25 protein-coding genes are annotated in these 23014 nt (G+C 36.9%); 14 read left to right on the top strand and 11 right to left on the bottom strand.

Translation table 11 applies throughout. The features are described from left to right. Positions 1-17 precede the first annotated feature (17 nt). The 6 genes from EHQ43_RS08420 to EHQ43_RS08390 form a co-directional block, all read right to left on the bottom strand. Positions 18-1463 carry a rhodanese gene (locus EHQ43_RS08420; protein ID WP_135770765.1) on the bottom strand — a complete coding sequence of 482 codons (1446 nt, stop codon included), beginning with the start codon at positions 1461-1463 and terminating at the stop codon, positions 18-20. A 9-nt stretch (positions 1464-1472) separates the two neighbouring features. Then, entirely contained in the window at positions 1473-2429 is a 957-nt protein-coding gene (locus EHQ43_RS08415; RefSeq protein WP_135770763.1) for a hypothetical protein, read from the bottom strand. After that, entirely contained in the window at positions 2429-2791 is a 363-nt protein-coding gene (locus tag EHQ43_RS08410) for a hypothetical protein (RefSeq protein WP_135770761.1), read from the bottom strand. The genes EHQ43_RS08415 and EHQ43_RS08410 overlap by 1 nt, the downstream gene beginning before the upstream one ends. A 79-nt stretch (positions 2792-2870) precedes the next feature. Further along, positions 2871-4223, bottom strand: a complete 1353-nt coding sequence (locus tag EHQ43_RS08405; RefSeq protein ID WP_135770759.1) for a rhodanese — start codon at positions 4221-4223, stop codon at positions 2871-2873. A gap of 221 nt (positions 4224-4444) precedes the next feature. Next, positions 4445-5056 carry an XRE family transcriptional regulator gene (locus EHQ43_RS08400; protein ID WP_135753074.1) on the bottom strand — a complete coding sequence of 204 codons (612 nt, stop codon included), beginning with the start codon at positions 5054-5056 and terminating at the stop codon, positions 4445-4447. A 1301-nt stretch (positions 5057-6357) separates the two neighbouring features. After that, entirely contained in the window at positions 6358-6834 is a 477-nt protein-coding gene (locus EHQ43_RS08390; protein ID WP_135770757.1) for a DUF4395 domain-containing protein, read from the bottom strand. A 140-nt stretch (positions 6835-6974) separates the two neighbouring features. Between EHQ43_RS08390 and EHQ43_RS08385 the strand changes: the two genes are divergently transcribed. The 5 genes from EHQ43_RS08385 to EHQ43_RS08365 are packed head-to-tail and all read left to right on the top strand — an operon-like array spanning position 6975 to position 11751. Beyond that, entirely contained in the window at positions 6975-7895 is a 921-nt protein-coding gene (locus tag EHQ43_RS08385) for a sulfurtransferase (RefSeq protein WP_135770755.1), read from the top strand. A gap of 2 nt (positions 7896-7897) precedes the next feature. After that, a complete protein-coding gene (locus EHQ43_RS08380; protein WP_135770753.1) occupies positions 7898-9220 on the top strand; it encodes a multiheme c-type cytochrome in 1323 nt (440 codons plus the stop codon). Further along, on the top strand, positions 9198-9923 hold the full coding sequence (locus EHQ43_RS08375; protein WP_135770752.1) for a glycosyltransferase family 2 protein: 726 nt from the start codon (positions 9198-9200) through the stop codon (positions 9921-9923). Before EHQ43_RS08380 ends, EHQ43_RS08375 begins: the two co-directional genes overlap by 23 nt. A 15-nt stretch (positions 9924-9938) precedes the next feature. After that, positions 9939-11237, top strand: coding sequence for a hypothetical protein (locus tag EHQ43_RS08370; RefSeq protein ID WP_135770750.1), 1299 nt, complete (start codon positions 9939-9941; stop codon positions 11235-11237). Next, positions 11155-11751 (top strand): TIGR04282 family arsenosugar biosynthesis glycosyltransferase, encoded by a 597-nt coding sequence (locus EHQ43_RS08365; protein WP_135770748.1) that lies wholly within the window; start codon positions 11155-11157, stop codon positions 11749-11751. The genes EHQ43_RS08370 and EHQ43_RS08365 overlap by 83 nt, the downstream gene beginning before the upstream one ends. Here the strand turns inward: EHQ43_RS08365 and EHQ43_RS08360 are convergent. Next, entirely contained in the window at positions 11748-12227 is a 480-nt protein-coding gene (locus EHQ43_RS08360) for an OmpA family protein (RefSeq protein ID WP_135740731.1), read from the bottom strand. The two genes, EHQ43_RS08365 and EHQ43_RS08360, sit on opposite strands and share 4 nt — an antisense overlap. Before the next feature lie 101 nt (positions 12228-12328). On the opposite strand from EHQ43_RS08360, the gene lpxD reads away from it, so the two are divergent. After that, complete coding sequence (lpxD, locus tag EHQ43_RS08355; RefSeq protein WP_135740732.1) at positions 12329-13348, top strand: UDP-3-O-(3-hydroxymyristoyl)glucosamine N-acyltransferase; 1020 nt, start codon at positions 12329-12331, stop codon at positions 13346-13348. A gap of 6 nt (positions 13349-13354) precedes the next feature. On the opposite strand, the gene EHQ43_RS08350 is transcribed toward lpxD, so the two are convergent. The 4 genes from EHQ43_RS08350 to EHQ43_RS08335 are packed head-to-tail and all read right to left on the bottom strand — an operon-like array spanning position 13355 to position 15228. Continuing rightward, positions 13355-13780, bottom strand: a complete 426-nt coding sequence (locus EHQ43_RS08350; protein ID WP_135740733.1) for an SRPBCC family protein — start codon at positions 13778-13780, stop codon at positions 13355-13357. Beyond that, entirely contained in the window at positions 13781-14128 is a 348-nt protein-coding gene (locus tag EHQ43_RS08345) for an arsenate reductase family protein (protein ID WP_135740734.1), read from the bottom strand. Further along, positions 14125-14364: a hypothetical protein gene (locus EHQ43_RS08340; protein WP_135740735.1), complete on the bottom strand. Its 240-nt coding sequence runs from the start codon at positions 14362-14364 to the stop codon at positions 14125-14127. The genes EHQ43_RS08345 and EHQ43_RS08340 overlap by 4 nt, the downstream gene beginning before the upstream one ends. Positions 14365-14403: 39 nt before the next feature. Continuing rightward, positions 14404-15228 (bottom strand): LIC_11366 family protein, encoded by an 825-nt coding sequence (locus tag EHQ43_RS08335; RefSeq protein WP_135770746.1) that lies wholly within the window; start codon positions 15226-15228, stop codon positions 14404-14406. Positions 15229-15263: 35 nt separating this feature from the next. Here EHQ43_RS08335 and asd point away from each other — a divergent pair, with 35 nt between their 5' ends. From asd to EHQ43_RS08295, 8 genes are all read left to right on the top strand, one after another. Further along, positions 15264-17510, top strand: a complete 2247-nt coding sequence (asd, locus tag EHQ43_RS08330; protein ID WP_135740737.1) for an archaetidylserine decarboxylase — start codon at positions 15264-15266, stop codon at positions 17508-17510. A gap of 1 nt (position 17511) precedes the next feature. Continuing rightward, the gene (locus tag EHQ43_RS08325; RefSeq protein ID WP_135770744.1) at positions 17512-17835 is read left to right on the top strand and encodes a DUF971 domain-containing protein; all 324 of its coding nucleotides are present in this window, start codon (positions 17512-17514) and stop codon (positions 17833-17835) included. Between the two features lie 96 nt (positions 17836-17931). Then, the gene (gene fliN, locus EHQ43_RS08320; RefSeq protein WP_135770743.1) at positions 17932-19002 is read left to right on the top strand and encodes a flagellar motor switch protein FliN; all 1071 of its coding nucleotides are present in this window, start codon (positions 17932-17934) and stop codon (positions 19000-19002) included. Positions 19003-19043: 41 nt separating this feature from the next. Continuing rightward, the gene (locus EHQ43_RS08315) at positions 19044-19832 is read left to right on the top strand and encodes a FliO/MopB family protein (protein WP_135771088.1); all 789 of its coding nucleotides are present in this window, start codon (positions 19044-19046) and stop codon (positions 19830-19832) included. Beyond that, a complete protein-coding gene (gene fliP, locus EHQ43_RS08310) occupies positions 19829-20638 on the top strand; it encodes a flagellar type III secretion system pore protein FliP (RefSeq protein WP_135740741.1) in 810 nt (269 codons plus the stop codon). Before EHQ43_RS08315 ends, fliP begins: the two co-directional genes overlap by 4 nt. Continuing rightward, complete coding sequence (gene fliQ / locus EHQ43_RS08305) at positions 20635-20898, top strand: flagellar biosynthesis protein FliQ (protein ID WP_012389491.1); 264 nt, start codon at positions 20635-20637, stop codon at positions 20896-20898. Before fliP ends, fliQ begins: the two co-directional genes overlap by 4 nt. 1 nt (position 20899) lies before the next feature. After that, complete coding sequence (gene fliR / locus EHQ43_RS08300; RefSeq protein ID WP_012389490.1) at positions 20900-21682, top strand: flagellar biosynthetic protein FliR; 783 nt, start codon at positions 20900-20902, stop codon at positions 21680-21682. Continuing rightward, positions 21679-23013 carry an EscU/YscU/HrcU family type III secretion system export apparatus switch protein gene (locus EHQ43_RS08295; protein ID WP_135740742.1) on the top strand — a complete coding sequence of 445 codons (1335 nt, stop codon included), beginning with the start codon at positions 21679-21681 and terminating at the stop codon, positions 23011-23013. The genes fliR and EHQ43_RS08295 overlap by 4 nt, the downstream gene beginning before the upstream one ends. The last annotated feature ends 1 nt before the right edge of the window (position 23014 follow it).

Raw genomic sequence — 23014 nt, 5'->3', positions numbered from 1 at the left:
AAATCATTTCAATTTCATCATCCACCACAAGCATTTCCTCCACCCCCTGTTGGTCCGCCGCCACCGCCGGAACCAGCGCTGGAAGTACTTCCCCTTAAAAAAGATTTATCTTCAGTCCTAATCTTATTGGAAGATTTGATAAACTGCCTAGATAAATCGAGTTGGTAATTGGGAACATTTGCATCTGCATTGGAGGTAATGGCATCAGCCAATTGTGAGGTATCAGTCCGCCAATAGGAAGCAGGTTGTGTGATAGCGCTTGGGCTTGAACCGGAGGAGGGTGACCTTAAACCTAAAGCACCATATTGTTTCCAACCTGCTTCATAGAATCTTGTAGGTTTTCCAAGGATTTGGTGTAGTGCAAACCAAACAACTGAAGTCCGAATACCTTCTTCTCCATATAAATAAATCAATTTTTGGTTAGGATAACCAGTGTTATTTAAAACTGTCGAGAGTTGTGTAAATGATCTGAATTGGAAACTAGTTCCATCATAAAGATCTGTCGGAATTAGATTCGAAGCCGATTTGACTCTTCCTTCATACGTTGTGACACAGGTATTTGATACAAAACTGGCATTGGTTTTAGTAGTACAATTCGAATACTTAGAACCAGAAGCGGTAGAGTTTGTTGTTCCTGAATATGCAGCATTCGGTCTTCCATCAATGAGAAAATACCCCTCAACGGGAAGTGGGTCGACTTCTTCTAAATTGCTCGTACCATTTTTTATCGAATGGATCAAGTCACCAATTGTTAGGTGCAAGGAAGTATGGTCACGAAATAAAGTTTTTATGGAACCTGCACGATTGCTGTTGGCATAAGTGTAGGAAGGAGTTGTAAACAGAGTGTTTGCCGTTGTTAGATCTGCAATCGAACCATTTAAAACGGCAAGCCTTTCCTTTGGGAAACCCCAATAGAGTAAGGAATAATAAGCAAATGTAGCTGATGATAGATTTGCTAAGTTTGATGAGTCTCCCGCAAACACAACGTAGTCGATTGCAGGATCAATACCGTAAATCGCAAAAAAATCAGAAATCTTTTTACCTTTTCCAACAATGCCATCTGTTGCTAAAACACCATCATCCCTTGTTTCTGATAACAATTCGTTCAGATTGGTGACAGGATATGCAAAAGATTGTTTACCGTCAAAAAATACATACCTCCCACTAGCACCTGATGTTTGGATTTGGAATACAATCAAATTTCCAAAAACATAACTAGGTTTACTTGTGTTCCAATTCGACAAATACCTTGAGAGTTTTGTGCCAGTGATGAGTCCACTTTCATTTTGATTATAATCTGAATTCGATAACGTTGCTAATTCTAAGGGAGTATAATTTCTAAATAAAAATGGAGTTAGATCAAACTTTAGGCTTTGAGGTAAAAAAGCATACTCTGGTTGGCCTTTGCAACTGAGTAATGCGATAAAAATGTTGGCGAATAATAAATATTTTTTGAGCTTCATAAGATCCTCTTATAAATTGTACGGAAGTGTGACTGCAAAACCGACTGTTTTTAGTCTTGCGGTATTGTAACCTGCTAAGGTTTCCGAATAAAACAACGTGTAGAAATTACCAAAACTATCAACATAACTAAATCCAACTTCTGCATTATGAAATATTTCTTTTCTACCCCATGCAGGTCGTTCATTTTGTACGTACACATCATATGGATTAATTCCATAAATAGATGGTTGTGGGTAACGAACTAAATTCCAAGGGGGTTCTTGTCTTGGGTCTGCATATGCATAACCACCTTGTCCAATTTGCCCTCGCATACCAACTGTTAAAAACAACGATTCAAAGAATCGTTTGTATAGTGCTCCGTAATATAATATATCATCTGGTACTGGATTTTCGCGTTTACGATAAGAAAATTCGCCAAGACCACCAAGTCCCCACACACCAAAATCTTTAGCTAAGTACAAATTGACTTCGCCTCCACTTGCACCATCACCTAATGATTGAGGATTACGATCATAATCACCTCGTTTGATTCCACCGACTCGCAAGGAAATTGTTGGCATCCAGCGGTATTTTGAATCAAATTCATCAACGAGTTTATAACGTAGTCCAAAGCGAGTGTCCATAAACCCATATTTATCTGGCACTTCCGGTGTTTGTTGTAATCCGAAATAACGATTGAATACTCTATGTCTTCCCAGTTTTCCAAAACCTATCGTTAAGTCAGCTGTTAGTCGGTCGGTAATTCCGTATTCCAATGCCAGGTTTGCGACTGAAATCCTAACATTATCATCATACTTCGCTTTTTGACCTGCCAAGAAGGCACTATCATACTCTGAAAGAATGAATACGGGGCGAACCCAAAGTTGTCTTTCATACGGTGCCCATGCCTGTTGAGAATATAAGTTTGTCGCAACGATTGAAAAAAGTAAAAAAGCGTATTTTATAGAATTAAAGTTTAATTTCATTATTTGTCCTTCTTCTTCTCAGGGAGTTTGATATTGAATCGAACTTGTATGAAATATTCTAATGCTTGCAGTTGTTCTTCCGTGAGTTTGCCTGACAAATCAGGTAAATTTACTCTTCGTTTTTCCGTATTAGGCAAACTCCCTTGGAGGTATTCTAGTCTTTCATCTTGGTCATTTATATTGATATTTGGTTGTTTCTCTAAAGTTATTTCTTGGTTGAAGACTGCTTTTCCAAGGTGGTATTTTTCTCGGTCTTGGCCTTGCTGAATGTTTGCGATTCCGCCTCCACTTATGCCTCCCGAGGCAAATAATATATTAGTAAAAAGTAGACTAACTAATAATAATCGAATAAAAGTTTTCATAATATTTTCCCTGTTTGTATATATGTTTTAATATCCCAGAGAATAAGATTTATATCTTACTCTCTGAGATTAATAATAGTTAACGTTTGTAAGCTTTATCTTCTTCGATGATTTTTCGAGACGTAGTCGCAAACGAATTCAAGTTTGTAGGAAGATATGGATCCACATCTCCCGCCACATTATATGTAATCACTTCCGACAACTCAGGAACATCCGTTCTAAATGGAGAATCAGAAGGAAGTTTTGGTGCAGGTCCTCCCCCGGTCAAACTACCCCATTCGATCCAACTTCCATCATAATAAGTGGAAGGGTATCCAAGGATGGCAATGTAGGAAAAGCCTGTCACCTGAGAACGGTTATTTGTTCTACAAAGTTGGATTGCAGTTTGACCTGATTGGTAACCACGAACATCATAATATGCTTTTAGATCCGATTTGGGTTTAAATCGATGTTCGGAATCAAGGAGACCTGTCCAAGGTACATCCTTAGCACCTTTGATACGACCTTCGAAACCAACATACTTACCTGATACTTCGGAAGTTGTGCTCCTGACAACGCCATTATATTCATTGCTGCTACCAGAGGAAGATCTTGCGTCAGAGATAAAAACACTGGAGGTTAGTCCTGAAATGTTTACATTGTTTGGATCTTTTACCGCTTTAATCACATCTTCGACTGGCAACATTAAAATTGTATTGTCTACCCGCAGACTTTTCACAGTGTAACGGTTGCTTAGATTAGGAGGAGTGTCTGTTGTTGAACGAAATGGAACAAAATTTCCATCAGTATTGACAAGTCGTGGTAGTGTGCCATTTAAGAATGCCAAATTTTTATGATCGAAACCCCAATACCTAAACGAATAAAAACCACGTAATGTTCCTTGGACATGGTTTGCAGCATTGGCAGAAGAAACAAAGACAACTAAGTCATTCACAGGATCAATTCCAAATCGATTCAGAATTGTATCTATTTTTGGACCATTTGCGATGATCGAAACAGTATCACTAAGTCCACTATTTCGTTTTTGACTAAAACCATCTCCACCGTCTAACGCATTGGCTCCGTCGGAGAAAGTAAATGAATATACAACAACATCATTTCCATTCCCTGCGATGTATTCCTTCCCAACAGTAGCGCTTGGTCCATTTTGTAGAATGACCAATTTTCCGTTGATCCCACTTGGTTTAGTTCCTGCCCAATTGTTCACCCATTTCCCTAGTGTTTGGGGTGTGATGAGTCCGTATTCATTGAGGTTGTAATCGTCGTTAGACTCTTTTGCTAGTTCCACTGCTGTGTTCACTTTTATCCCATTGGAAAGTGCTAAAGCAGCGAGAATTAAGCTGTTGTTATTGTTTTGTTTGTTCCCACCGCAGGCTCCGAGAAACCCCGCGGTAAAAACTCCGATCAACAGTTGTTGAAGACTTGTTTTCATATTGTTTCCTTACTTTTTTTTCCATTCCTTTCTCTGTAGGGGTTGCACCAGAGAATGAGGAGGTTGGTAAATGTTAGGCTAAAAATCGGTGTTCTGGGAAAAAGTTTGAATTTAATTTAACGGACGAAAACTCTGTAATAACGTATACTATATTGGAGAAATCTCCAATCAACTTTACAGAGCACAAAATGGGATTGATTGGAAAGTTTTTTAAAATTTGTTTACCGAAATTTTTTTGAAGAGATCCATAAAAATTTGGAAGGCCCATCGGATTCATTTTCAATTGAATCAAGTTCGGAAATTGGGAAAAAAACACTTTCTCCAACTTCCAAAAGATAAGTTTTATTTTTTAATTTTATCTTAGATGATCCTAACACTTGGTATATTTTAATATCATGTGCTTGTGGTAAATGTTGGAATTGGTTTAGTTTTCCGAGCTCTAATGTCCATTCGACTAAGTTCAATCTTTCCCTTTCTTCTTGGAATAAAACCCTTGATTTTATTGAGTTTTTTGAATTCGTCCAAATTTTACCTTCGTTTGATGGAATGAATCTTGGAGACTGTGAAAATAAATCAGGGATCATTTCGGCAATTGGTATGCGTAAAGTTTTGGACAATTTCCACAAAATTCCAATGCTCGGTGTGGTTTTTCCCGATTCTATCAGGCCAAGCATTCCTCGGCTGACTGTGGATAACTGAGAAAGTTTTTCCATAGACAAGCCCAGTTCTAATCTTCTACGTTTAAGTGTTTCTCCAAGTACAACGGTTAGGACTTCATCTACATTTTGGTCCGTTTCGTTTTGTCCAATTGATTCGTCTTTTTGTACATCCATACCATCATCCTTTGGAGCCAATGTTCGATATATTGGATATTTTGTAAAGTAAAATGAATATTTGGCGGAAATATAGGAAGATGCAAATTATCGAAATGAAGGCTTCGCTGAGAAGAATTGGGTTGGGTATTTCATAAAAATATTGGAAAGGTATGTGTAGTCTAACATTAGTTAAATAGGATAATTGCAGGATTGAAATGAGTATCCAAGGTAAAATTGAAAGGGACCTTGAGATAGTGATGAGAGGGACTAATGTGAGAAAATACCACGGATTATAAACTGGAAGCATCGTGAGTGTAAAATACCCAAAATAAAATGGAAAATGCTGGTTCTTACAAATAACCAAAAATCGTTTAGTTCGATTCTTCTTTGGAAGGAGTAAGTAAAGATAGGTGAATAATAATAGAAATTGAAAGAAAAAAGGGAAACTTCTCAGATTGTTTGAAAAAAAATAATTCCAAATAGGTTCATAAAATTGATTGAATGTGAATGTTCCACCAAATCTTTGTAAGTTGATAATTCCGAAATCTGATGTGTTTGGGAAAATGATTAGATAAATGATATAGAATAGAAACAAACCAATTGTAAAAGATAATATAAATGAAAGGTAATGATGTTTTTTTTGATTTTGAAAGTTAAGGAATGGAAAAAGTAGAATTCCGTATATAAAAGTGATCAATTTTGTATGGATTAGCAAACCAAAAATGATACCACTCCTATTGAATTGTTTAACTTTTAAAGTATAGAAAAAAATCCAAAATAAAGCGACTATAATGACTTCAAAATGAAAATTGAGATATACTTCTTTGATGAGAACAGGGTAAACCCAATATAGAATTATGGGAAATTTATTTTCTCTATATCGCCAATGAAGAACAGTTAGTATCTCAATTACCAAATAACTGCATTTTAGTAAAATTGCAGAAAAACCATATGAAAATAGTGCGAAATACAATAAAATGAAGGGACTATATATTGTGGTCCATTCTGGATGATTGATTTTGGAGAGTAACTCAATTGATTTTGTATCCAAAGAATTGTCAGAAAAAAAATGGATAGGTGCTATTTCATAAGGTGATACCGAATTTCGGATTAGGTTTCCTTCCCATATATACCTTGCCCAATCATCTTCCCAAACGGGTGACAAAAATATACAGATGATTCTAAGAAGTAGTCCAACGAAAAAGAAGGTTTTGAAATGAAGCTGAAAATAATTTTTGGGAAGTGTTACTACTTTCAGAAAGAAAATAGTAACAAGGAGAGTCGTAGAAAATAAAATCCATTCAACCAAATGAATGTTTCTATTTAGTAAAATTCAAATTGTTGCAACGTTCGCAAATTTCTTCTGGGATCACTCCAATTTTCATTAATAATCCAAACATAAAACAACCTGCACACCATCCAAGAAATGATTCAAGTGATGCAAAGAATACTAGTGTTGCCAGAGTGATTTGGTAGGCCAAAGTGAATTCATTTACATAAAACAAGATCGCTGCTAAACTAAAAGAAAATCCAATGAGTTGTGCAAAACGTTTTGGAGGTCCTGCAGATGGAACAAATGAAATTCCAAGCCAAGGAACCAAATACTTTGAGGTAATGAATGCAACTGGTTCGAATTTCGGACCATAACTCACTCGTAAAGTAAACCCCAAAAGTAATAAACCTAAAACAATCAAGTTTGGAAATAATAATGAAAAAACACCGAGAATGACAACTGTGGATGCCACTATCCGAGTGACATTTTCATTGACTACGTCTGGATAAAACCCAAGTTTCATTTGATTCCTCCGATCCCTTCCCATTTTAGAATGGAGTTTAAAAATGCAAGAAAAATTCGTTTTCTTGGAGGAAATGTTTATTTTATTGACGGAAATTTCATCTTAAAAGAGAAAATATATCAATAAGGGAGGGTATTTAAGTGAAAATCCAAAAAACATACGGCATTTCCTTGTTTGTAATCTCTATGTTTTGGGCTCTTTGGTTACAACTGATCGCAGGACCCAGAAAAGATAGTTTCGGTCCAATTCCGAAAACTTGGTTCCTTTCCTCAGAAGAGACACTTAGATTACCTGAATTCAAAACCATCGATACACGTTCTTTCACATCCCGCATCCAGGAAAAACTTCCCAATGTAATTGTCCTTGGTTGGGAAGACATCTCGCAAAAGGAATCTCCTTTTCGAGGCAAATTACAAAAAGATGAGTTGATCAGGAAAAAACTTTTAAGTTTGGGAATGACAAAAGATGATCTTATCATTGTGTTAGGTGATGGTAAAAATGGTTGGGGTGAAGAGGGGAGAATCGTTTGGAGTCTACGTGAAGTTGGCTATCCAAATGTGTATTGGTACCAAGGGAGTTTTGAATCGTATAAAAAAATGATTGAAACACGAAAACAAAACAAGGTTACCATTGATCAGAAAAATAAATTCTATATTCTTTCTAAAAAGGAATCTGTTGTGAAAACAGACATCTCTAAAGAAGAAATCACCAAACAATTGAAAACGAATACCTATCAAATTTTAGATACAAGAGAATCTAGGGAATATACCGGAGCTACTCCTTATGGAGAATTTAGAGGAGGGCATATCCCTGGTGCAAAATCATTTTATTACCAAAATGTATTTGATGATCAGGGAAATATCAAATCCAAAGAAGAAGTAGAAAAAATTCTAACCCAAATGGGAATCATAAAAACAAAACCAATCATTGCTTATTGTACGGGAGGAGTTCGGTCTGCCTTTGTTGTTGGTATCTTAAGATCTTATGGTTACCAAGCATATAATTATTCTGGTTCGATGTGGGAATGGTCTTACGATAAAGAACTTCCCTTGGAAAAATAAATTTGAAACGTAAACTTTCGATCTCTCTTATATTGGTTTTAACGATTTTCATTGGTTATTATCTATATCATAAACAAAGACCTGTTCCAATCGAAGATGTTTTCCCTGGGAAAATTTGGGCAAAACCAATCGAAACACTTTCCGATGTAAAAGGAGTTGGGGCACCTACTGCTAAAAATTGTGGAACTTGTCATGTTGAAATTTATGAAGAATGGAAGTTATCAACACACGCGAATGCACTCAGTGATATTCAATTCCAATCGGAATTGGCAAAACCAACATCTCCTAAATGGATTTGCCTGAATTGCCATATCCCAATCCAAAACCAAAGGGAAACGATTATCACAGGCTTAAGAGGGGGGGATTATTTTGAACCAATTCAAATTCCGAATCCTCAGTTCCAGAAAGATATGCAGGAGGAAGCTATTACTTGTGCAACTTGCCATGTTAGGATGGATCATGATTCAAATGAAAGTTATGTGATCGGTGCAACGGGAGGGACGTCACCCCCACATCCAATTAAAATCAATCGTGAATTTCTACAAAATCGATGTAATGATTGTCACAATGAAATGTATACTCTCAACCAGTCTTTGGTTTGTTCCTTCCAAACAGGTACAGAACTACAATCTACTCAATCGAAAGATACTTGTGTGACATGCCATCTTCCGGAGGTTAGTCGATCTTTTGTTAAACCTTCGTTACACCGCCCAATACGAAAATCGCATAAACATGGATTTATTGGGGGAGGAGTTCCAAAACAATTTTCTTTGTACAAAGAACAAATACGTTTGGGATATAAATCTGGTTTGGTTCTTTCAGATATCAAACAAGATAAAAATAAGATGGAAATTCGATTTTTAAATAAAAATGCGAACCATCACGTCACAACTGGAGATCCAGAAAGATTCTATTCATTGAATATAAAAGGTTTCGATATATCTGGCAAAACTATTTACAATTCAGAAGTTAAAATTGGGCAAGAATGGGAATGGTACCCAGAAGCAAAAAAAACAATAGACAATCGTATCTCATCAGGTGGTGAATACATTTGGAAATTAGATCTAACGAGTGTAAGTGAAACTATCGTTACCTTTCAGATACAAGCAATCCATGTTCGATTGAAAGGTATAACATCTGATTATATGAGCAAAACAGCAGATCAGGTTCCATATCCTTATCGGGATAAAGTAAAGCAGATCAAACAATTTTATCCTCACAGTTCTATTGTATTGGAAACTATCTATGAACCTAAACGGAATCTGAGAAGAGATACTCCCCTTAAGGAATTATTCAAACGTAATGAAAATCGAAGAGGGGAATGAGATCATTTGTATCATTCCTGCTAGGGATGAAGAAAAAAGTATCAAGCAGGCGTTAGATGGACTTTTGGTTGGTTCTGGCCTTAAGAAATCTAGTTTTCTTGTAATAAATAATGCATCCAAGGATAGTACCAAAACCATTGTAGAACAATTAGGTATTATCGTCCTAGATTGTCCCGCAATAGGATATGGGAATGCGTGTCTTGTGGCTTTAGATCGGATTGTTAATTTAAAAACCAAACCAAAATATATTTTGTTTTGTGATGCCGATGGTTCAGATGACCCAAAAGATATACAATCTTTAGTTCAAACAATAAAAAAGACAAATGCAGATTTAGTCATTGGTTCTCGTACATTAGGTGTTGCTGAATCTGGTTCTTTATCACCCATTCAGATATTTGGAAATGCACTCACATGTTTTCTCATTCGAATTTTCTTTCAAAAAAGATTCACTGATATGGGACCTCTTAGGATCATTCGATATGAATCTCTCAGAAGTTTAAATATGAATGATAGGACTTGGGGTTGGAATATTGAAATGCATGTCAAAACATTGCAACATCAAATGAAAGTGATTGAAATACCTGTGAATTATCGAAAACGGATTGCTGGTGTTTCGAAAATATCGGGAACTCTTTCCATGTCGCTTAGAGTTGGTTCGAAAATATTGTATACATTTTTTAAATTACTTTTTTTAGGTAAGTGAAACAGTAGGGACAAAATGGTTCCATTTTTAATTTACCCATTCCTTTTATTTTTTGTTGTGAATGGATTCAATCGTCAGGATTCTTTATCAATTTTCATTTCTACATTTGTTTTGGTAATTTATTTCTATTTTTTAGAAAATAAATTAGAGATTTTTAAAAATCGATTTTCGATCTTTATATCCTATCAATTTATTTTACGATTTTTTGTTCTTGGGTCAAATCCAAGTCTTAGTGATGACATTTATCGTTATCTATTTGATGCTCAGTTGTTGTTAAACGGGTTTTCTCCGTATGGTTTGACACCGAATGATTGGGTAATCAAACATCCAGAATATGTTTCTGAACTCAATGATTTGGTTACAAATATGAATAGTCCGGATTATGTTTCTGTATATCCTTTGTTGCTGCTTGCGGTGTTTATGATGGGATCGATTCTTAATTCTGTTTTGCACACGACTTATTTAGGCATACAAATCATATTTTTAATCATTGATGGAGTGAATCTTTATCTTGTCCGCAAATTTTATCCGAAAGAGAGCTTCCGGTTTTATTGGGTATATTTTGCAAATCCTATTGTTTTGATTGAAGGATTATCCCAATTGCACCCTGAGATACTCATTGTTCCTTGGATTCTTATCATCATCCATACAAGTCAAGTTTGGAAACAAGGGATATCATTTTTGGTATTGTCACAACTTAAAATTAATACCATTATATTTATACTAGGTTTTTCTAAAAAATGGAGAAAGGTTTTACTTCCTACATTTGTAGTATTAACCGTTTTCGTTTTATGGAAGTTAACAGTTTTTTCAAATTTACAGACCCAAACAAATCGAGGAATAGGTTTGTTTTTTCATTCGTTTCGATTTTCTGGGATAGTTGAGCCATTTTTTTATTTCCCATTAGAAATGATAGGATATGGATACTTGTCTGGATTTTTTTCTCTAAGTATATTTGCGTCTATTATTTTATTTCTTATATTTCAGACTTCGTTTATGACTCTACCTATAGAGAAACGTTTGTTTCTTATATATTTTTTATTCCTTATGTTTTCGCCGGTAATACATTCCTGGTACTGGATTTTATTTGTAGTTCTTGGGATGTGTTGTTATATAAGTATGTTTTTGCAAACACTTGTTGTTTTCATTGCCATGTTGTCATATCTCAATTATGTTTCGGAATCTTATTTTTATTTGAATTGGGTTATATCATTAATAGGTTTTGGTATTTATGGAATTAAAGAAATTGATTATCTTCGCAAAACAACCACGGCAGGGGAATGTAAAAACACGATTAGCAAAATCCATTGGTGAAAAGAAAACTTTAGAAGTGTATTTGGAATTATTATCCCTTACGAATGTTATCACAAACAAATTGGATGTAACAAAAATAGTGTATTGGGATGAAATTCCTGAAAATCCAAATTTATATTTTGGCGAAGGGTTCCAACATAAATTGCAATCTTCTGGTGATTTAGGTAAAAAGATGGAATCGGCATTCCAATTGGAGTTAAGAGAAAATCCATGTAAAACTTTGATCATCGGAACCGATTGTCCATATCTTAGTTTGTCAACTTTTGAAAAGGCATATACACAATTAGAAAATAAAGAAATTGTTTTAGGACCTGCTATGGATGGTGGATATTATTTACTTGGAATGAATGAGCTTTTTACAAAAATTTTTTCTGATATCCCTTGGAGTACAGAATCTGTTTTATCAATGACGATACAGAGAATTCAGGAAAACAATAAATCCTATGCTTTGTTAGAAACTTTAAATGATATAGATACTATTGATGATTGGAATCAATGGAAACTTGGAGTTTAATTCATTGGTTGTACGTTAATTTCAACTCTTCTATTAAGTGCTTCATGTTCTTTGGTAAGGTTTGGTGTTTTTGAATTACCATAGAATAATCGCCTAATTTGGTTAGGTTCCACAAAGTGGATCAATAAAAAACGTTCCACTTCTAAAGATCGTTTTTCACTCAGTAAAATATTTTCTTTATTTGTTTTCCCTTCGACCGCATGCCCTTCAATCCGAATTTCATAATTACGATTTTGATTTAAAAAATCGGCCACGGATTGTAATTTTATTAAATCTGCTTTAGGTATTTGGTTTGATTTTTTAGCAAAATAGATTTTAAAAAAAGTAACATCTGTTTGTTTTTCGGTTTTTTGATATGGATTTTCAAAAACTACTCCTTCCTCCGCCATTAAACTTTGATTGGTGTTGAAAAAATATTGAACAGTGTAAGTTAACAAAATGCAGAGTAGTACTTTATTACTATCTTTAAGTGGCATACCATAATCATCGGTTTGTTTTTAAATTTTCCGAAGTGGGGGATTCAAAATTATGATTGAAATATGTCCCTTCTCATATTTTTCTCATTAAAGGTGTCAAAATGAAACTAAGAGAATTAGCTGAACAACTAAAGGCAAATTTCACAGGGAATGGAGACTTAGAAGTGAATGGTATCAAAGACTTGGAACATCACTCGTTAGTTGACCCAAATAGCATCTATTATGTGGCCTCAAAAAAATATTTAAATAAACATAAGAAGGCAACTGAAGTAAAAATAGCACTGACCATCGAATCTCTTTCATCACATTTTCCCAATGCCATCATCATACCGGAAGAAGGCTCTAAAGTAAAATTTATCCAAGTAATTTCTTTATTCGAAAAGAAACCAAAACATCCCCCTTCAATTTCTGCGAAAGCAAGTATCCATCCGACGGCAAAAATTGGTGATGGTGTCACCATTATGGACTTCGTAGTGATTCAGGAAAACGTTACAATTGGTAATCATGTTGTTTTATACCCAAATGTTGTTATTGAATCCAATGTCGAAATTGGTGAAGATACTGTTATTAAATCCGGTGTAGTTGTATACTATGACTGCAAAATTGGAAAAAGAAACTTAATCCATTCAAATACTGTGATCGGAGCAGATGGTTTTGGATTTTATGATTATGGTGGAGTGCGATACAAAGTACCACAAATAGGAAATGTTGTGATTGGTGATGATGTGGAAATGGGTGCACATTGTACGGTAGATCGTGCGGCGCTAGAATCTACAACCATTGGAAATTTTACTAAATTTGATGATCACGTCCATGTGGGTCATAATTGCCGAGTTGGTAGTTATGTTTATATAGCTGGTGCTACAGTACTTGCAGGTTCAGTCACGATTGAAGATGGTTGTTTTTTGGCAGGACAGTCTGCTGTGGCAGAACACCTAACAATGAAAAAAGGTTCGATTCTTTTGGGACTTTCAGGTCTAACGGAAGACTCAAAAGAAAAAACTGTGTATTTTGGTATTCCTGCAAGACCGGCATTGGAAATGCATCGTATTCACAGTTCCTTACCCATGTTGCCTGAGATTGTGAAGGAATATTCAAAACGAAAAAATTCTGGAAGCTAATTTGAATTAAATTTTAGTTTCTAGAATTTTTTTTAAAGAATGGAGATTTTCCTTCATTTGTGATTTGAGATTCATTTTGACTAGACCTTCACTGAGTTGGAACAATCCTTTCAATTCCATTTTATCTAGTATGGTAAGTTGGCAATCCTTTCCAGTTTCTAAAAACTCATATCGATCTGTAAATTTCATTCCATTTGCCGTACAACTTGCAATGATCAGTTTGTTTTCTACAGCTTCATTGATTTTATAAATTTCATTCAATTTGAAAATGCCTAAATCAATTTGAATTTTATATTCCGTTGCTTCTTTGTTTATGGCTTCAACTGCAAGTATACTTTGGTTGTATGAAGTTTGATTTAACATATTACGGACATATGCATAAACTTCCGTTATTGGTTTGTGTATAATCGTTTCGACTTTTGTTTCGATCATTTATTTTTTGGAATCACTAATCCATTGTTTCCAAATATCTGGAACAAATCCAATTGTGGCTTTTTTGCCATCTCGTACGATAGGTGTTTTGAAAAGTAAAGGATTTGCCAAAAGTGTTTCTTCTTTATCGTATAACATGTATTTTAGATTTTTGTCTTCGTATACTTTTGATTCTGTATCAATCAAATCATCTAACTTTACGCTTCCAAGAATTGATCTGAGTTCCCCTTTGCTCATTTCTTTTTCTTGTAAGTTGATGAATTGGAATGGTATACGTCTTTCTTGGAAAAAAAGTTGTGCCTTTTTAGAATCTTTGCACTTTTTGGTTCCGAAGATCTGGAGATTCATCCAAATATTGACTTTTTAAATTCTTCAAGTAAAGGTTCAGATCCAGATAACATCAATTCAATTTGATCCTTATCTAAATCATACATAACATGTGCTTGTAAGTACAAGGTAAACTCTTCAGCAGAAACTTTTTTTGCATCGAAGTTTTCTTTTAGAAAGTTATACCAAGCAGCTAGGATGACCTTCTGATGGGCCAATTCTTTGATACCGATGGTAATGATTTTTGGGGATTTCATGTAATTTTCTTAAAGAATTTCATCGAATCTTTTGGATCGTCAATCTAAAAACCTTTGGAAGGCTGAAAAATACAAAATCCATGCGCCAGAATTCATATCTAACCTTCTGAACGATTGTGCAGTGCTCACAGTTGCATCAATGATCCTTGTGTCATCAATCACACCCACACGTCCATCAGCACGAATGTAAAAACTTGAAGTTTCGCCATTGTAATTTCCACTGAATTTATCGATCGCAATATGATGATAGCCGATTCCGATTTGGAAAAATGTATTTTCGTATAACCTATGATTGATGGCGGTTTCAGCTCGGTATACAAGTCCGCTCCCTCTTAATCTTCCTCTTTGGTTGAAATATTGTGTATTGGGAAGAGGTTCCCCGATAGAATATCCTCGTATATTCCAATCGGCTGATGTGAAACCCATTCCCAAACCATTTTCCCACTCCCAATTTTTCCAAATTGGCATTGAAAAATGATACATCCCAAGGATGTGGTAGGAATAAATTTCTGAATTTAGTTTTGTATAGTATAAGTCACTTGTAACTTCAGTTAGTTGGAGAATTTGCCAGTCATTCCTTCCCACATAAAAACCCACACGATTTCTGGAATCCAAAAGGAACCGAAGGAATCCTTCATAAAGATAAGTTGTTTTTCCTCCTTTGAGGTTCACATCAGAGAAAACGAGAGGATTAAATGTGGATGCAAATTGTTTTAAGTCACCATCAAACCTTCCTGGTACCCTTTCTCCCGATCCGTATCTCATACCCACTTCAATCCCTGATGCTTCGGCGGAAAGGTCCATTGTTGGAAGAAAACAAATCAGAAAAACGAGGAACGAAAGGATTACAATACATCTTGACATAACAATTTCATCCAATTTCGTGAGGAAGAACCTATATGGAAACACTCTTTCAAAACGGATCTAAGTTTAATCTCATTTTAGGATCAGATATCCTAAGCCCATATTTTTACCTCATTCTCATCGCTTCGCTTTATTTAAGCATACGATTGGGATTCCCGCAGATCCGATTCCTTTTCTTATCTTTGAAAATTTTGACTGGGAATATGGATTTTAAGGGTTCCAAGGGACAACTGGTCCATTCCCAAGCATTTTTTGCCGGGATAGGTTCCTCATTACTTGCGGGTTCGGTCATTGGAACCGCTCTTGCCATCGCCTATGGTGGGATTGGCGTTCTTTTTTGGATTTGGGTGATGAGTTTATTTGTAATGCCAATCCGGTTTGTTTCCTCAACTCTTGCCGTAAAATTTCGAAACCAACTCCCTAGCGGGCGTTACCTTTCAGGTCCCATGTACTTTATCGAAAAAGCACTTCGAGCGAAGTGGCTTGCCGTTGCGTTCTCTTTGGCAAGTCTTGTGACCGTTCTTGTTTTTGGTGGGATTTTCCCTTTTGTTGGATTAACCTATCTTACGAAGGAAGGACTTAGTTTGTCTGGTTTGTCGGGTCCCATTTCCATTTCTGTCATTTTATTATTTATTGTAGTCGGGGGTGTTAGGCGAGTTGGTAGAGCAGCTAGTATCCTCGCACCCATTGGAATTATTCTTTTTATCTTTGGTTACTTCTCTATATTTTCAAATGGTATGATTTCCTTTTTTGGATTTTTATCCGATGTCACAAAAGAAGCGTTTTCCATTAAAGCTCTGCAAGGTGGTGGAGCCTTTGGGATTTTACGCGGACTTTCTGTTTCGCTCAGTACGTTCTTTTTGTCCACAGAAACTGCAGTGGGTAAATCTTCTGGGATAGCAGGTGTTGTGAGAACGGATTATGCCGCAAAACAAGGTTTGGTGAGTATGCTTGCTTCCTTTTTTGAAGGATTTATCATGGCAACTCTTGTTGGGTATGTGTTGTATTCCTATGGTGCCGTTAATTTAGAAACCATCCTAACATTTCCCAATCGGATTTTAGAACAAAAGGATTCCCTGCCGGTGATCCTATTTGTTGTATCTTTTTTATGTTTTGGGATTTTAAGCCTTGCTGGTTGGTTTTATAGCGGGGAACAAAATGCATTTTATGTGTTTGGTGAAAAGTTTTCCAATTTTTTTAGAATGTTATTCATTGGATCGACACTTGGCTTCTCATACTTATATGTAAAATATGGAATCGAAGTTTTAACTTTTGTAATGCATTGGGGTTATGTTGCTGCAGTCATCACAAGTGTACCTCTACTTGTTTCCCTTATGTTACTAGGTAAATCTGCCAATTTAGAATTAAAAAAATATCTTTCTGAATCCGGAGCAAGGTATGAAATTTTTAAGGACATCTATTTACTGTTTTTAACCTTACTTCCAAAAAACTTAATCTCCAAAATCTTTGGTTACTTTTCTACATTGAAACTTCCACGATTTATGATGATTCCAATCCTAAAGGCATTTGCTAAGGCTTATAAAATCAATTTAAGTGAAGCGGAATTGGAAATCAAAGAGTATGCCTCTCTCAATCAGTTTTTTACAAGAGCACTTCGTGCAGAGGCTCGGATCATTGATTCAGCAGCCAATGCTGTTGTTTCACCCACAGATTCCAAAATTACAAGTTTTGGGAATATCAATCAATCTACCATCATTCAAGCCAAAGGAATTGATTATTCCGTAAAAGAATTGTTAGGTTCCGAGAAATTTTACCCACACTTTACGAATGGGAAATACATCACCTTTTACTTATCCCCACAAGACTACCATAGGATCCATAGTCCATTTGCAGGTCAGATTTTGGGATATTATTATGAACCAGGAAAACTATTCCCAGTTAATGATTTGGCAGTCTTGAATATCCGTGGGTTATTCCCAAAAAACGAAAGGCTTATCACCTTCTTACAAACAGAATATGGGAAAATTGCCGTGATCAAAGTAGGAGCTTCCAATGTGGGAAAAATCCGAGTGACATACGATAATAAAATCGTCACAAACAACTGGATCCGTTTTGCCAAGGAACACCACTACAAAGATGTCTCCATTATGATCGATAAAGGTTCTGAAATGGGACGTTTTGAAATGGGATCCACAGTCATCCTGGTGTTTGAAAATGATACAATCGATTTGACAAACATCCAACTGGGAGATAAAATCCAATACGGAACCACAGTGGGTCATTTTAAATCCAAAAAAACAAGTTTACCGGTCAAATTTTAAGATGATGAATTCTCAACTTGCGACTTTCCCGAAAGAAATTTCCTTTGATGACGAGTTTCTCTATATCGATTGGAAGGATGGGCATGGTAGCAAATACTCATTGTTAGACCTTCGTAAAAAATGCCCATGCGCCACTTGTCGGGGTGGGCATGGTGGAAAAGTCGGCCAAGCCACAGGCCATATCGAGTCCATCAAACTGATTTCTTGGACCAAAGTAGGCCGGTATGCCATCTCCATTGTTTGGAGTGACTATCATAATACAGGAATTTATTCGTATGACCATTTACGGGCCTATGCCGACGGAAATTCCGGCGCCTTTGACTAGAGTTTGGTCACTTTTTGTCAATTCGGAAAAAAACTGAGTGACAAAAACATTCATATTATGTCTCATTATCCTAAGTTTTTCCGGAGATAAAAGGGCATGGGTGAAGGTTCACTCTCACAAGACGAGATAGACGCATTACTACAAGGCGCGGATGATACATTCGACCTCTCTTCCTTAAGTGGCGCATCCAGTTCGTCATCGGACAACCTATCTCCAATTGACCGCGACATTATTTCAGATGTGATCGGCTCTGCATTCCAGGTGGCGGGGAACACACTTGGCACGATCTTGGCAAAAAACACTCGTTTTATGAACCCTGCCACGGAATCGAGCTCTTCTGCGGACATCCAAAAAGAATTAGGCACAAAATCAGTCAGTTTATATTCAACGATTAGCGGTAGTTTGGCGGGAAGAGTTTGTCTCGTCATGGCCCAAGAAAACGCTGCTAAAATTGCAGGTGTGATGATGGGGGGAATGGCTCCTCCAGGACAACTCGACAATGCCCAACTCCAAACACTAAAAGACTCACTTGCCCCAATCCTTGGTACAGTAACAGCGCAAATTGGGATGAAATTGGGTGGCACCATGTCTGGTAGCCCACCTGAAATTTCCCTTGTCAATTCAGGAAGAGACTTACAGCTTCCGGATGACGCTAGTTTGGTGAAGACTTCTCTCAGTTTGAACATTGATGGAGTTGGATCTTTTAAGGTATACTATGTAATCGCTTTATCTATGGCAAATTCCATCCTTGACATCCAAAAGGGTGGTGGACAAAAACAACAACAACAGTCCGGCGGAATGAATGTCAACATGCAACCTAACATGGGTATGGGTGGTGGACAAAGTTCTGTTGGTATCAAAGGTGTAAACTTTCCTTCGCTGGCAACTGCTGGTGGTGGGCCCGGGCAAACCAACCTCAATCTACTGATGGATGTGCAGATGGCACTCACAGTGGAACTTGGACGAACCAAAATGTACATCAAAGACATTTTAGGTTTGGGGGAAGGTTCCATCATCGAGCTAGATAAGTTAGCTGGTGAACCAGTAGATTTACTCGTGAACGGAAAACTCATCGCCAAAGGTGAGGTTGTGGTGATCGATGAAAACTTTGGTGTTCGTGTCACTGATATCGTAAGTCCTACAGACAGACTCAAAGGCGAAAAATGATCCAAAAAACTAAGACAGGAAAAGAAGTGAATAGGAAAGTTATGTACTTTTCCATCCTCTTCTTTTTTTTCTTTTCTCCCTTATTTTCTCAAAACGCAGATACTAAGGAATTGGATCAAATTTTACGCCAAGAATTGGGAGAGTCAAAATCCAAACCAACTGGGTCTGAAAGTGGATCCAATGGGAATTCAGGATCGAATGTAAGTTCAGATTCCAACGTTAAATCTCAGATTGGTAATGGTTCTAATTCATCCACTAATAATGGTCAGTCGGAATCTTCGAATGGAAATAAAGAAGAACCCAATTTAATCCAAGAGCGATATTCCGAAAACCAAGATGATTCTCCTTCCGCTACTTGGATTTTACTAAAGATTTTATTTGTTTTGGCAATCCTTGTCGGAGCAGGGTATTATTTGATTTTACAAATGCAAAAATCAAAATCAGCCAAGTATCCTGTGAAAGGGTTTATGAAGGTTTTGTCAAGTTTGCCTTTGTCTGCCACCCAATCAGTTCAAATCATAGAAGTTGGTGGTCGTACACTTGTGTTAGGTGTCGCGGATGGATCCGTGAGTTTACTAACAGAAGTAACAGCCCCTGAGGAAAAAAGCCAAATCCAAAAAATGAAAGAAGAGGCAGATCCTTACGTGCCTAATTTTTTGGAAACCGTTCTCGAAAGTTTACAATCCAAAGCACAACGAAAAATCCGAATCAATCCAAACCAAATGGAAACTTTGGAAATGGATGGGGCAGCCGAAATCCAACGAAAAGCAAAGGAAGGTTTGGAACGGCTTCGCAAACATAGAAAACTTTTAGAGGGAGGAGAAACATGAGACTTCGTTTTTTTTCCTTTATAAAGAGACATAAATCCATTATTTTTCTCATTAGCATATTGTTTTTGGTCTCAGCAAGTGGATTTGCTGGTTTGCTTGCGCAGGACAAAGGTTCACGAATCCCGATTCCGAATTTGTCGTTTAACGTCAATGAGGCGAGGGGACCAAAAGAAACCAGTTTGTCCCTCATGATACTTTTTCTTGTCACAATTTTATCGCTAGCACCAGCGATTGTGATGAGTGTGACATCTTTTACCAAAGTAGTCATTGTATTTGATTTTGTGAGAAGGGCGTTATCTCTCCAAAACCTACCACCGAACCAAGTGATGATGGGACTTGCACTCTTCGTTACATTTTTTATTATGGCGCCTACCATCGGTAAGGTGAATGACGAAGCCCTCCAGCCGTACTTAAATGGGAAAATTGACCAATCTGCTTTTATGGAAGGTTCCATGAAACACTTACGTCAATTTATGATTAGACAACTTGGAAAAGACGGCACCAAGGATGTAGCTCTCTTTTTAAAAATTGGTAAAGTGCAAAATGTAAAATCTTTTGATGATGTCCCTTCTTATGTGCTTGTGCCTGCGTTTATGTTAAGCGAAATAAAAAAAGCATTTATCATTGGTATTTATATTTTCATTCCATTCATCGTGATTGATCTCATTGTAGCTTCTGCCCTTCTTGCAATGGGTTTTATGATGTTACCTCCGGTGATGATCTCTCTTCCTTTGAAATTGATTCTTTTTATCCTCATTGATGGTTGGAACTTACTCGTTCTGGAACTTGTAAGGAGTTATAAATGACAGAAGTCGATGTTGTCAATATGATGCGAGAAGCCTTCATTGTGACCTTAAAAATTTCAAGTCCCATTTTGATTACTGCACTTGTAGTTGGACTCATCGTCGGTATTTTACAAACAACAACTTCTATTCAAGAGCCAACAATTGCTTTTGTTCCGAAACTTGTGTCCATTTTTGCTGTCATTGTGTTTTTTTCAGCTTGGATGGTGCGAGTGATGACTGACTATACAAGAGAAATTTTTTTTATGATCGAAAAGATATGATATGGAAGCATTCATCTTACACTTTCAATCCTTTCTTTTTGTTTTAGTTCGAATCCTCGGACTCTTCCTTGTTGCACCATTTTTCTCTTCTGAATCTATTAACTTCTCGTTACGAATGATCTTTTCATTTATGGTATCACTCATTGTGTATCCAGTTGTAGCAAACTATATGCCTCCTGTGCCTGGCCATATGATCAATTTTGGGATTATGATTTTATCTGAGATGCTTATTGGAGTCTTTATTGGATTTCTCGTCTCACTCGTGTTTAGTGCCTTCCAAATGGCTGGTGAATTTTTTAATAACCAAATTGGATTCGGATACACGGAAATTCTCGATCCTGTTACCCAAAACTCACTCCCTGCAATTGGAACCATGAAAAACCTAATGGCAACGGCACTTTTTCTTGTGATTGGGGCCCACCGTTTCCTCATTGAAACTCTTGCATATTCCTTTGAAAAGATACGCATCATATCCTTTACAGGGAAAGTCAATAGTGGCCTGTACCGTTTGGTTGAAGATGCGATAGGGGCCATGTTTGTAGTATCGTTTAAAATTGCGCTCCCTGTCATGGGTATTCTCTTTTTGGTTTCTCTTGCAGAGGGACTGATGGGAAAGGCAGCACAACAAATGAATGTGATGTCTATGTCCTTCCCATTGAAAGTATTCATTGGAACATTAACCTTAATCGCAACGTTAACATTTATCGCCACCCAAATGGTGCAAGGGATTCAAATCTCTATGGACAAGGCAAGTTTACTTGTTCGGGAGTGGCCTAGTTTATGAAAGAAAAGGACTCTTTGTATACTGAAAGGCTTCGGTTTCGAAATACCGTTTTATGTTTGTTAAGTGAAGTGCGATTTGCTTTCGATTTTGAGGTAATTCTTAAAAAATTGTTCACTTGGGTTTTATTCCGTCCGTCTTGGTTATACCCTTTTATGTTGGAAGAAAATAAGCAGGCCAATTCTTTAGAAAGTTTACCGGAATTAGAAAGTAAACTTCCATTCGCTTATGTAACAGGTCATTATGAAATCCAACTGCAGCTATTTGCCGCGGCCGATGAAGGGAGAACGGAACCTCCGAGTGAAAGGCGAAGGAGGGAGGAAAAGGAAAAAGGGAATGTTCCCAAATCCAACGAAGTAGCTTCAACTTTAGTCCTCCTTGGAGGAACCGGTGTTTTGTTTTTGCTTGGTGATACCTTTATCAAAAATACAGCTCTCTTTATAAAAAAATACTTACCGATGGGGATGCACCACGAACGTTTCGGTGCAGAAGAGTTCCGAGTGATCCTATCTGGTGTTTCCAAAGATTTTTTTAACCTTCTATGGCCAGTACTTGCTATTACACTAGTGTTTGCGATTGTGGGAAATGTTGTGCAAGTGGGGTTTATGTTCTCTCCGAGAGCATTGTCCTTTCGGTTTGACCGAATTTCTCCCAATTTTAAGCGGGTATTGCCAAACCGCCAAACATTATTTAATCTTGTGAAGTCACTCGCAAAAGTTGTGTTAATCGGAGTGATTAGTTATATTTTGATTTCTGGAGATTTTTTAAAAGTTTTACTAACAGGCAACATGGGTATGATGCAAGCCATCACACTTGTGACGTATTCTGGATTTAAGATCATGATGGCGGCAGGACTATTATTACTTGGGATTGCGGTGGCCGATTTCTTTTTCCAAAAATCTGAATTTGAAGAATCATTAAAACAAACTCCTTCAGAAGCGAAACGAGAGATGAAGGAAGACTCTGGGGACCCTGTGATGAAAAACCGCAGGATGCAACTTGCTCGTGACATGATGCAAGGAAATATGTTACGCGAAGTTCCCAAAGCCGATGTTGTCATCACAAATCCAACACATTATTCAGTGGCTCTTTCCTATGAAATGGGAAGGGATTCTGCACCTCGAGTGATTGCAAAAGGGGAAAACCGCCTAGCACTTGAAATACGAAGAATCGCCCGCGAAAACGATGTTCCGATCGTGGAAAGTCCCAAACAAGCAAGACTTTTATATGCACAAGTAGAAGTGGGAGAAGAGATTCCACAAGAGTTTTTCCAAGCTGTGGTACAAATCCTCATCACACTTGAGAAGTTCAAAAAAAAGGTAGGAATGGCATAAC

It is taken from the genome of Leptospira bouyouniensis, from assembly GCF_004769525.1.
GTDB classification, from domain to species: Bacteria; Spirochaetota; Leptospiria; order Leptospirales; family Leptospiraceae; genus Leptospira_A; species Leptospira_A bouyouniensis.
The sequence above is the reverse complement of the archived record's forward strand: the minus strand, read 5'-3'. Positions and strand labels throughout refer to the sequence as shown.

Excerpts from the sequence above, each read along its gene's own strand:
- EHQ43_RS08420 (WP_135770765.1), bottom strand. The coding sequence starts at position 1,463 with ATGAAGCTCAAAAAATATTTATTATTCGCCAACATTTTTATCGCATTA.
- EHQ43_RS08415 (WP_135770763.1), bottom strand. The coding sequence starts at position 2,429 with ATGAAATTAAACTTTAATTCTATAAAATACGCTTTTTTACTTTTTTCA.
- EHQ43_RS08410 (WP_135770761.1), bottom strand. The coding sequence starts at position 2,791 with ATGAAAACTTTTATTCGATTATTATTAGTTAGTCTACTTTTTACTAAT.
- EHQ43_RS08405 (WP_135770759.1), bottom strand. The coding sequence starts at position 4,223 with ATGAAAACAAGTCTTCAACAACTGTTGATCGGAGTTTTTACCGCGGGG.
- EHQ43_RS08400 (WP_135753074.1), bottom strand. The coding sequence starts at position 5,056 with ATGGATGTACAAAAAGACGAATCAATTGGACAAAACGAAACGGACCAA.
- EHQ43_RS08390 (WP_135770757.1), bottom strand. The coding sequence starts at position 6,834 with ATGAAACTTGGGTTTTATCCAGACGTAGTCAATGAAAATGTCACTCGG.
- EHQ43_RS08375 (WP_135770752.1), top strand. The coding sequence starts at position 9,198 with ATGAAAATCGAAGAGGGGAATGAGATCATTTGTATCATTCCTGCTAGG.
- EHQ43_RS08370 (WP_135770750.1), top strand. The coding sequence starts at position 9,939 with ATGGTTCCATTTTTAATTTACCCATTCCTTTTATTTTTTGTTGTGAAT.
- EHQ43_RS08365 (WP_135770748.1), top strand. The coding sequence starts at position 11,155 with ATGGAATTAAAGAAATTGATTATCTTCGCAAAACAACCACGGCAGGGG.
- EHQ43_RS08360 (WP_135740731.1), bottom strand. The coding sequence starts at position 12,227 with ATGCCACTTAAAGATAGTAATAAAGTACTACTCTGCATTTTGTTAACT.
- lpxD (WP_135740732.1), top strand. The coding sequence starts at position 12,329 with ATGAAACTAAGAGAATTAGCTGAACAACTAAAGGCAAATTTCACAGGG.
- EHQ43_RS08350 (WP_135740733.1), bottom strand. The coding sequence starts at position 13,780 with ATGATCGAAACAAAAGTCGAAACGATTATACACAAACCAATAACGGAA.
- EHQ43_RS08345 (WP_135740734.1), bottom strand. The coding sequence starts at position 14,128 with ATGAATCTCCAGATCTTCGGAACCAAAAAGTGCAAAGATTCTAAAAAG.
- EHQ43_RS08340 (WP_135740735.1), bottom strand. The coding sequence starts at position 14,364 with ATGAAATCCCCAAAAATCATTACCATCGGTATCAAAGAATTGGCCCAT.
- EHQ43_RS08335 (WP_135770746.1), bottom strand. The coding sequence starts at position 15,228 with ATGTCAAGATGTATTGTAATCCTTTCGTTCCTCGTTTTTCTGATTTGT.
- asd (WP_135740737.1), top strand. The coding sequence starts at position 15,264 with ATGGAAACACTCTTTCAAAACGGATCTAAGTTTAATCTCATTTTAGGA.
- EHQ43_RS08325 (WP_135770744.1), top strand. The coding sequence starts at position 17,512 with ATGATGAATTCTCAACTTGCGACTTTCCCGAAAGAAATTTCCTTTGAT.
- fliN (WP_135770743.1), top strand. The coding sequence starts at position 17,932 with ATGGGTGAAGGTTCACTCTCACAAGACGAGATAGACGCATTACTACAA.
- EHQ43_RS08315 (WP_135771088.1), top strand. The coding sequence starts at position 19,044 with ATGTACTTTTCCATCCTCTTCTTTTTTTTCTTTTCTCCCTTATTTTCT.
- fliP (WP_135740741.1), top strand. The coding sequence starts at position 19,829 with ATGAGACTTCGTTTTTTTTCCTTTATAAAGAGACATAAATCCATTATT.
- fliQ (WP_012389491.1), top strand. The coding sequence starts at position 20,635 with ATGACAGAAGTCGATGTTGTCAATATGATGCGAGAAGCCTTCATTGTG.
- fliR (WP_012389490.1), top strand. The coding sequence starts at position 20,900 with ATGGAAGCATTCATCTTACACTTTCAATCCTTTCTTTTTGTTTTAGTT.
- EHQ43_RS08295 (WP_135740742.1), top strand. The coding sequence starts at position 21,679 with ATGAAAGAAAAGGACTCTTTGTATACTGAAAGGCTTCGGTTTCGAAAT.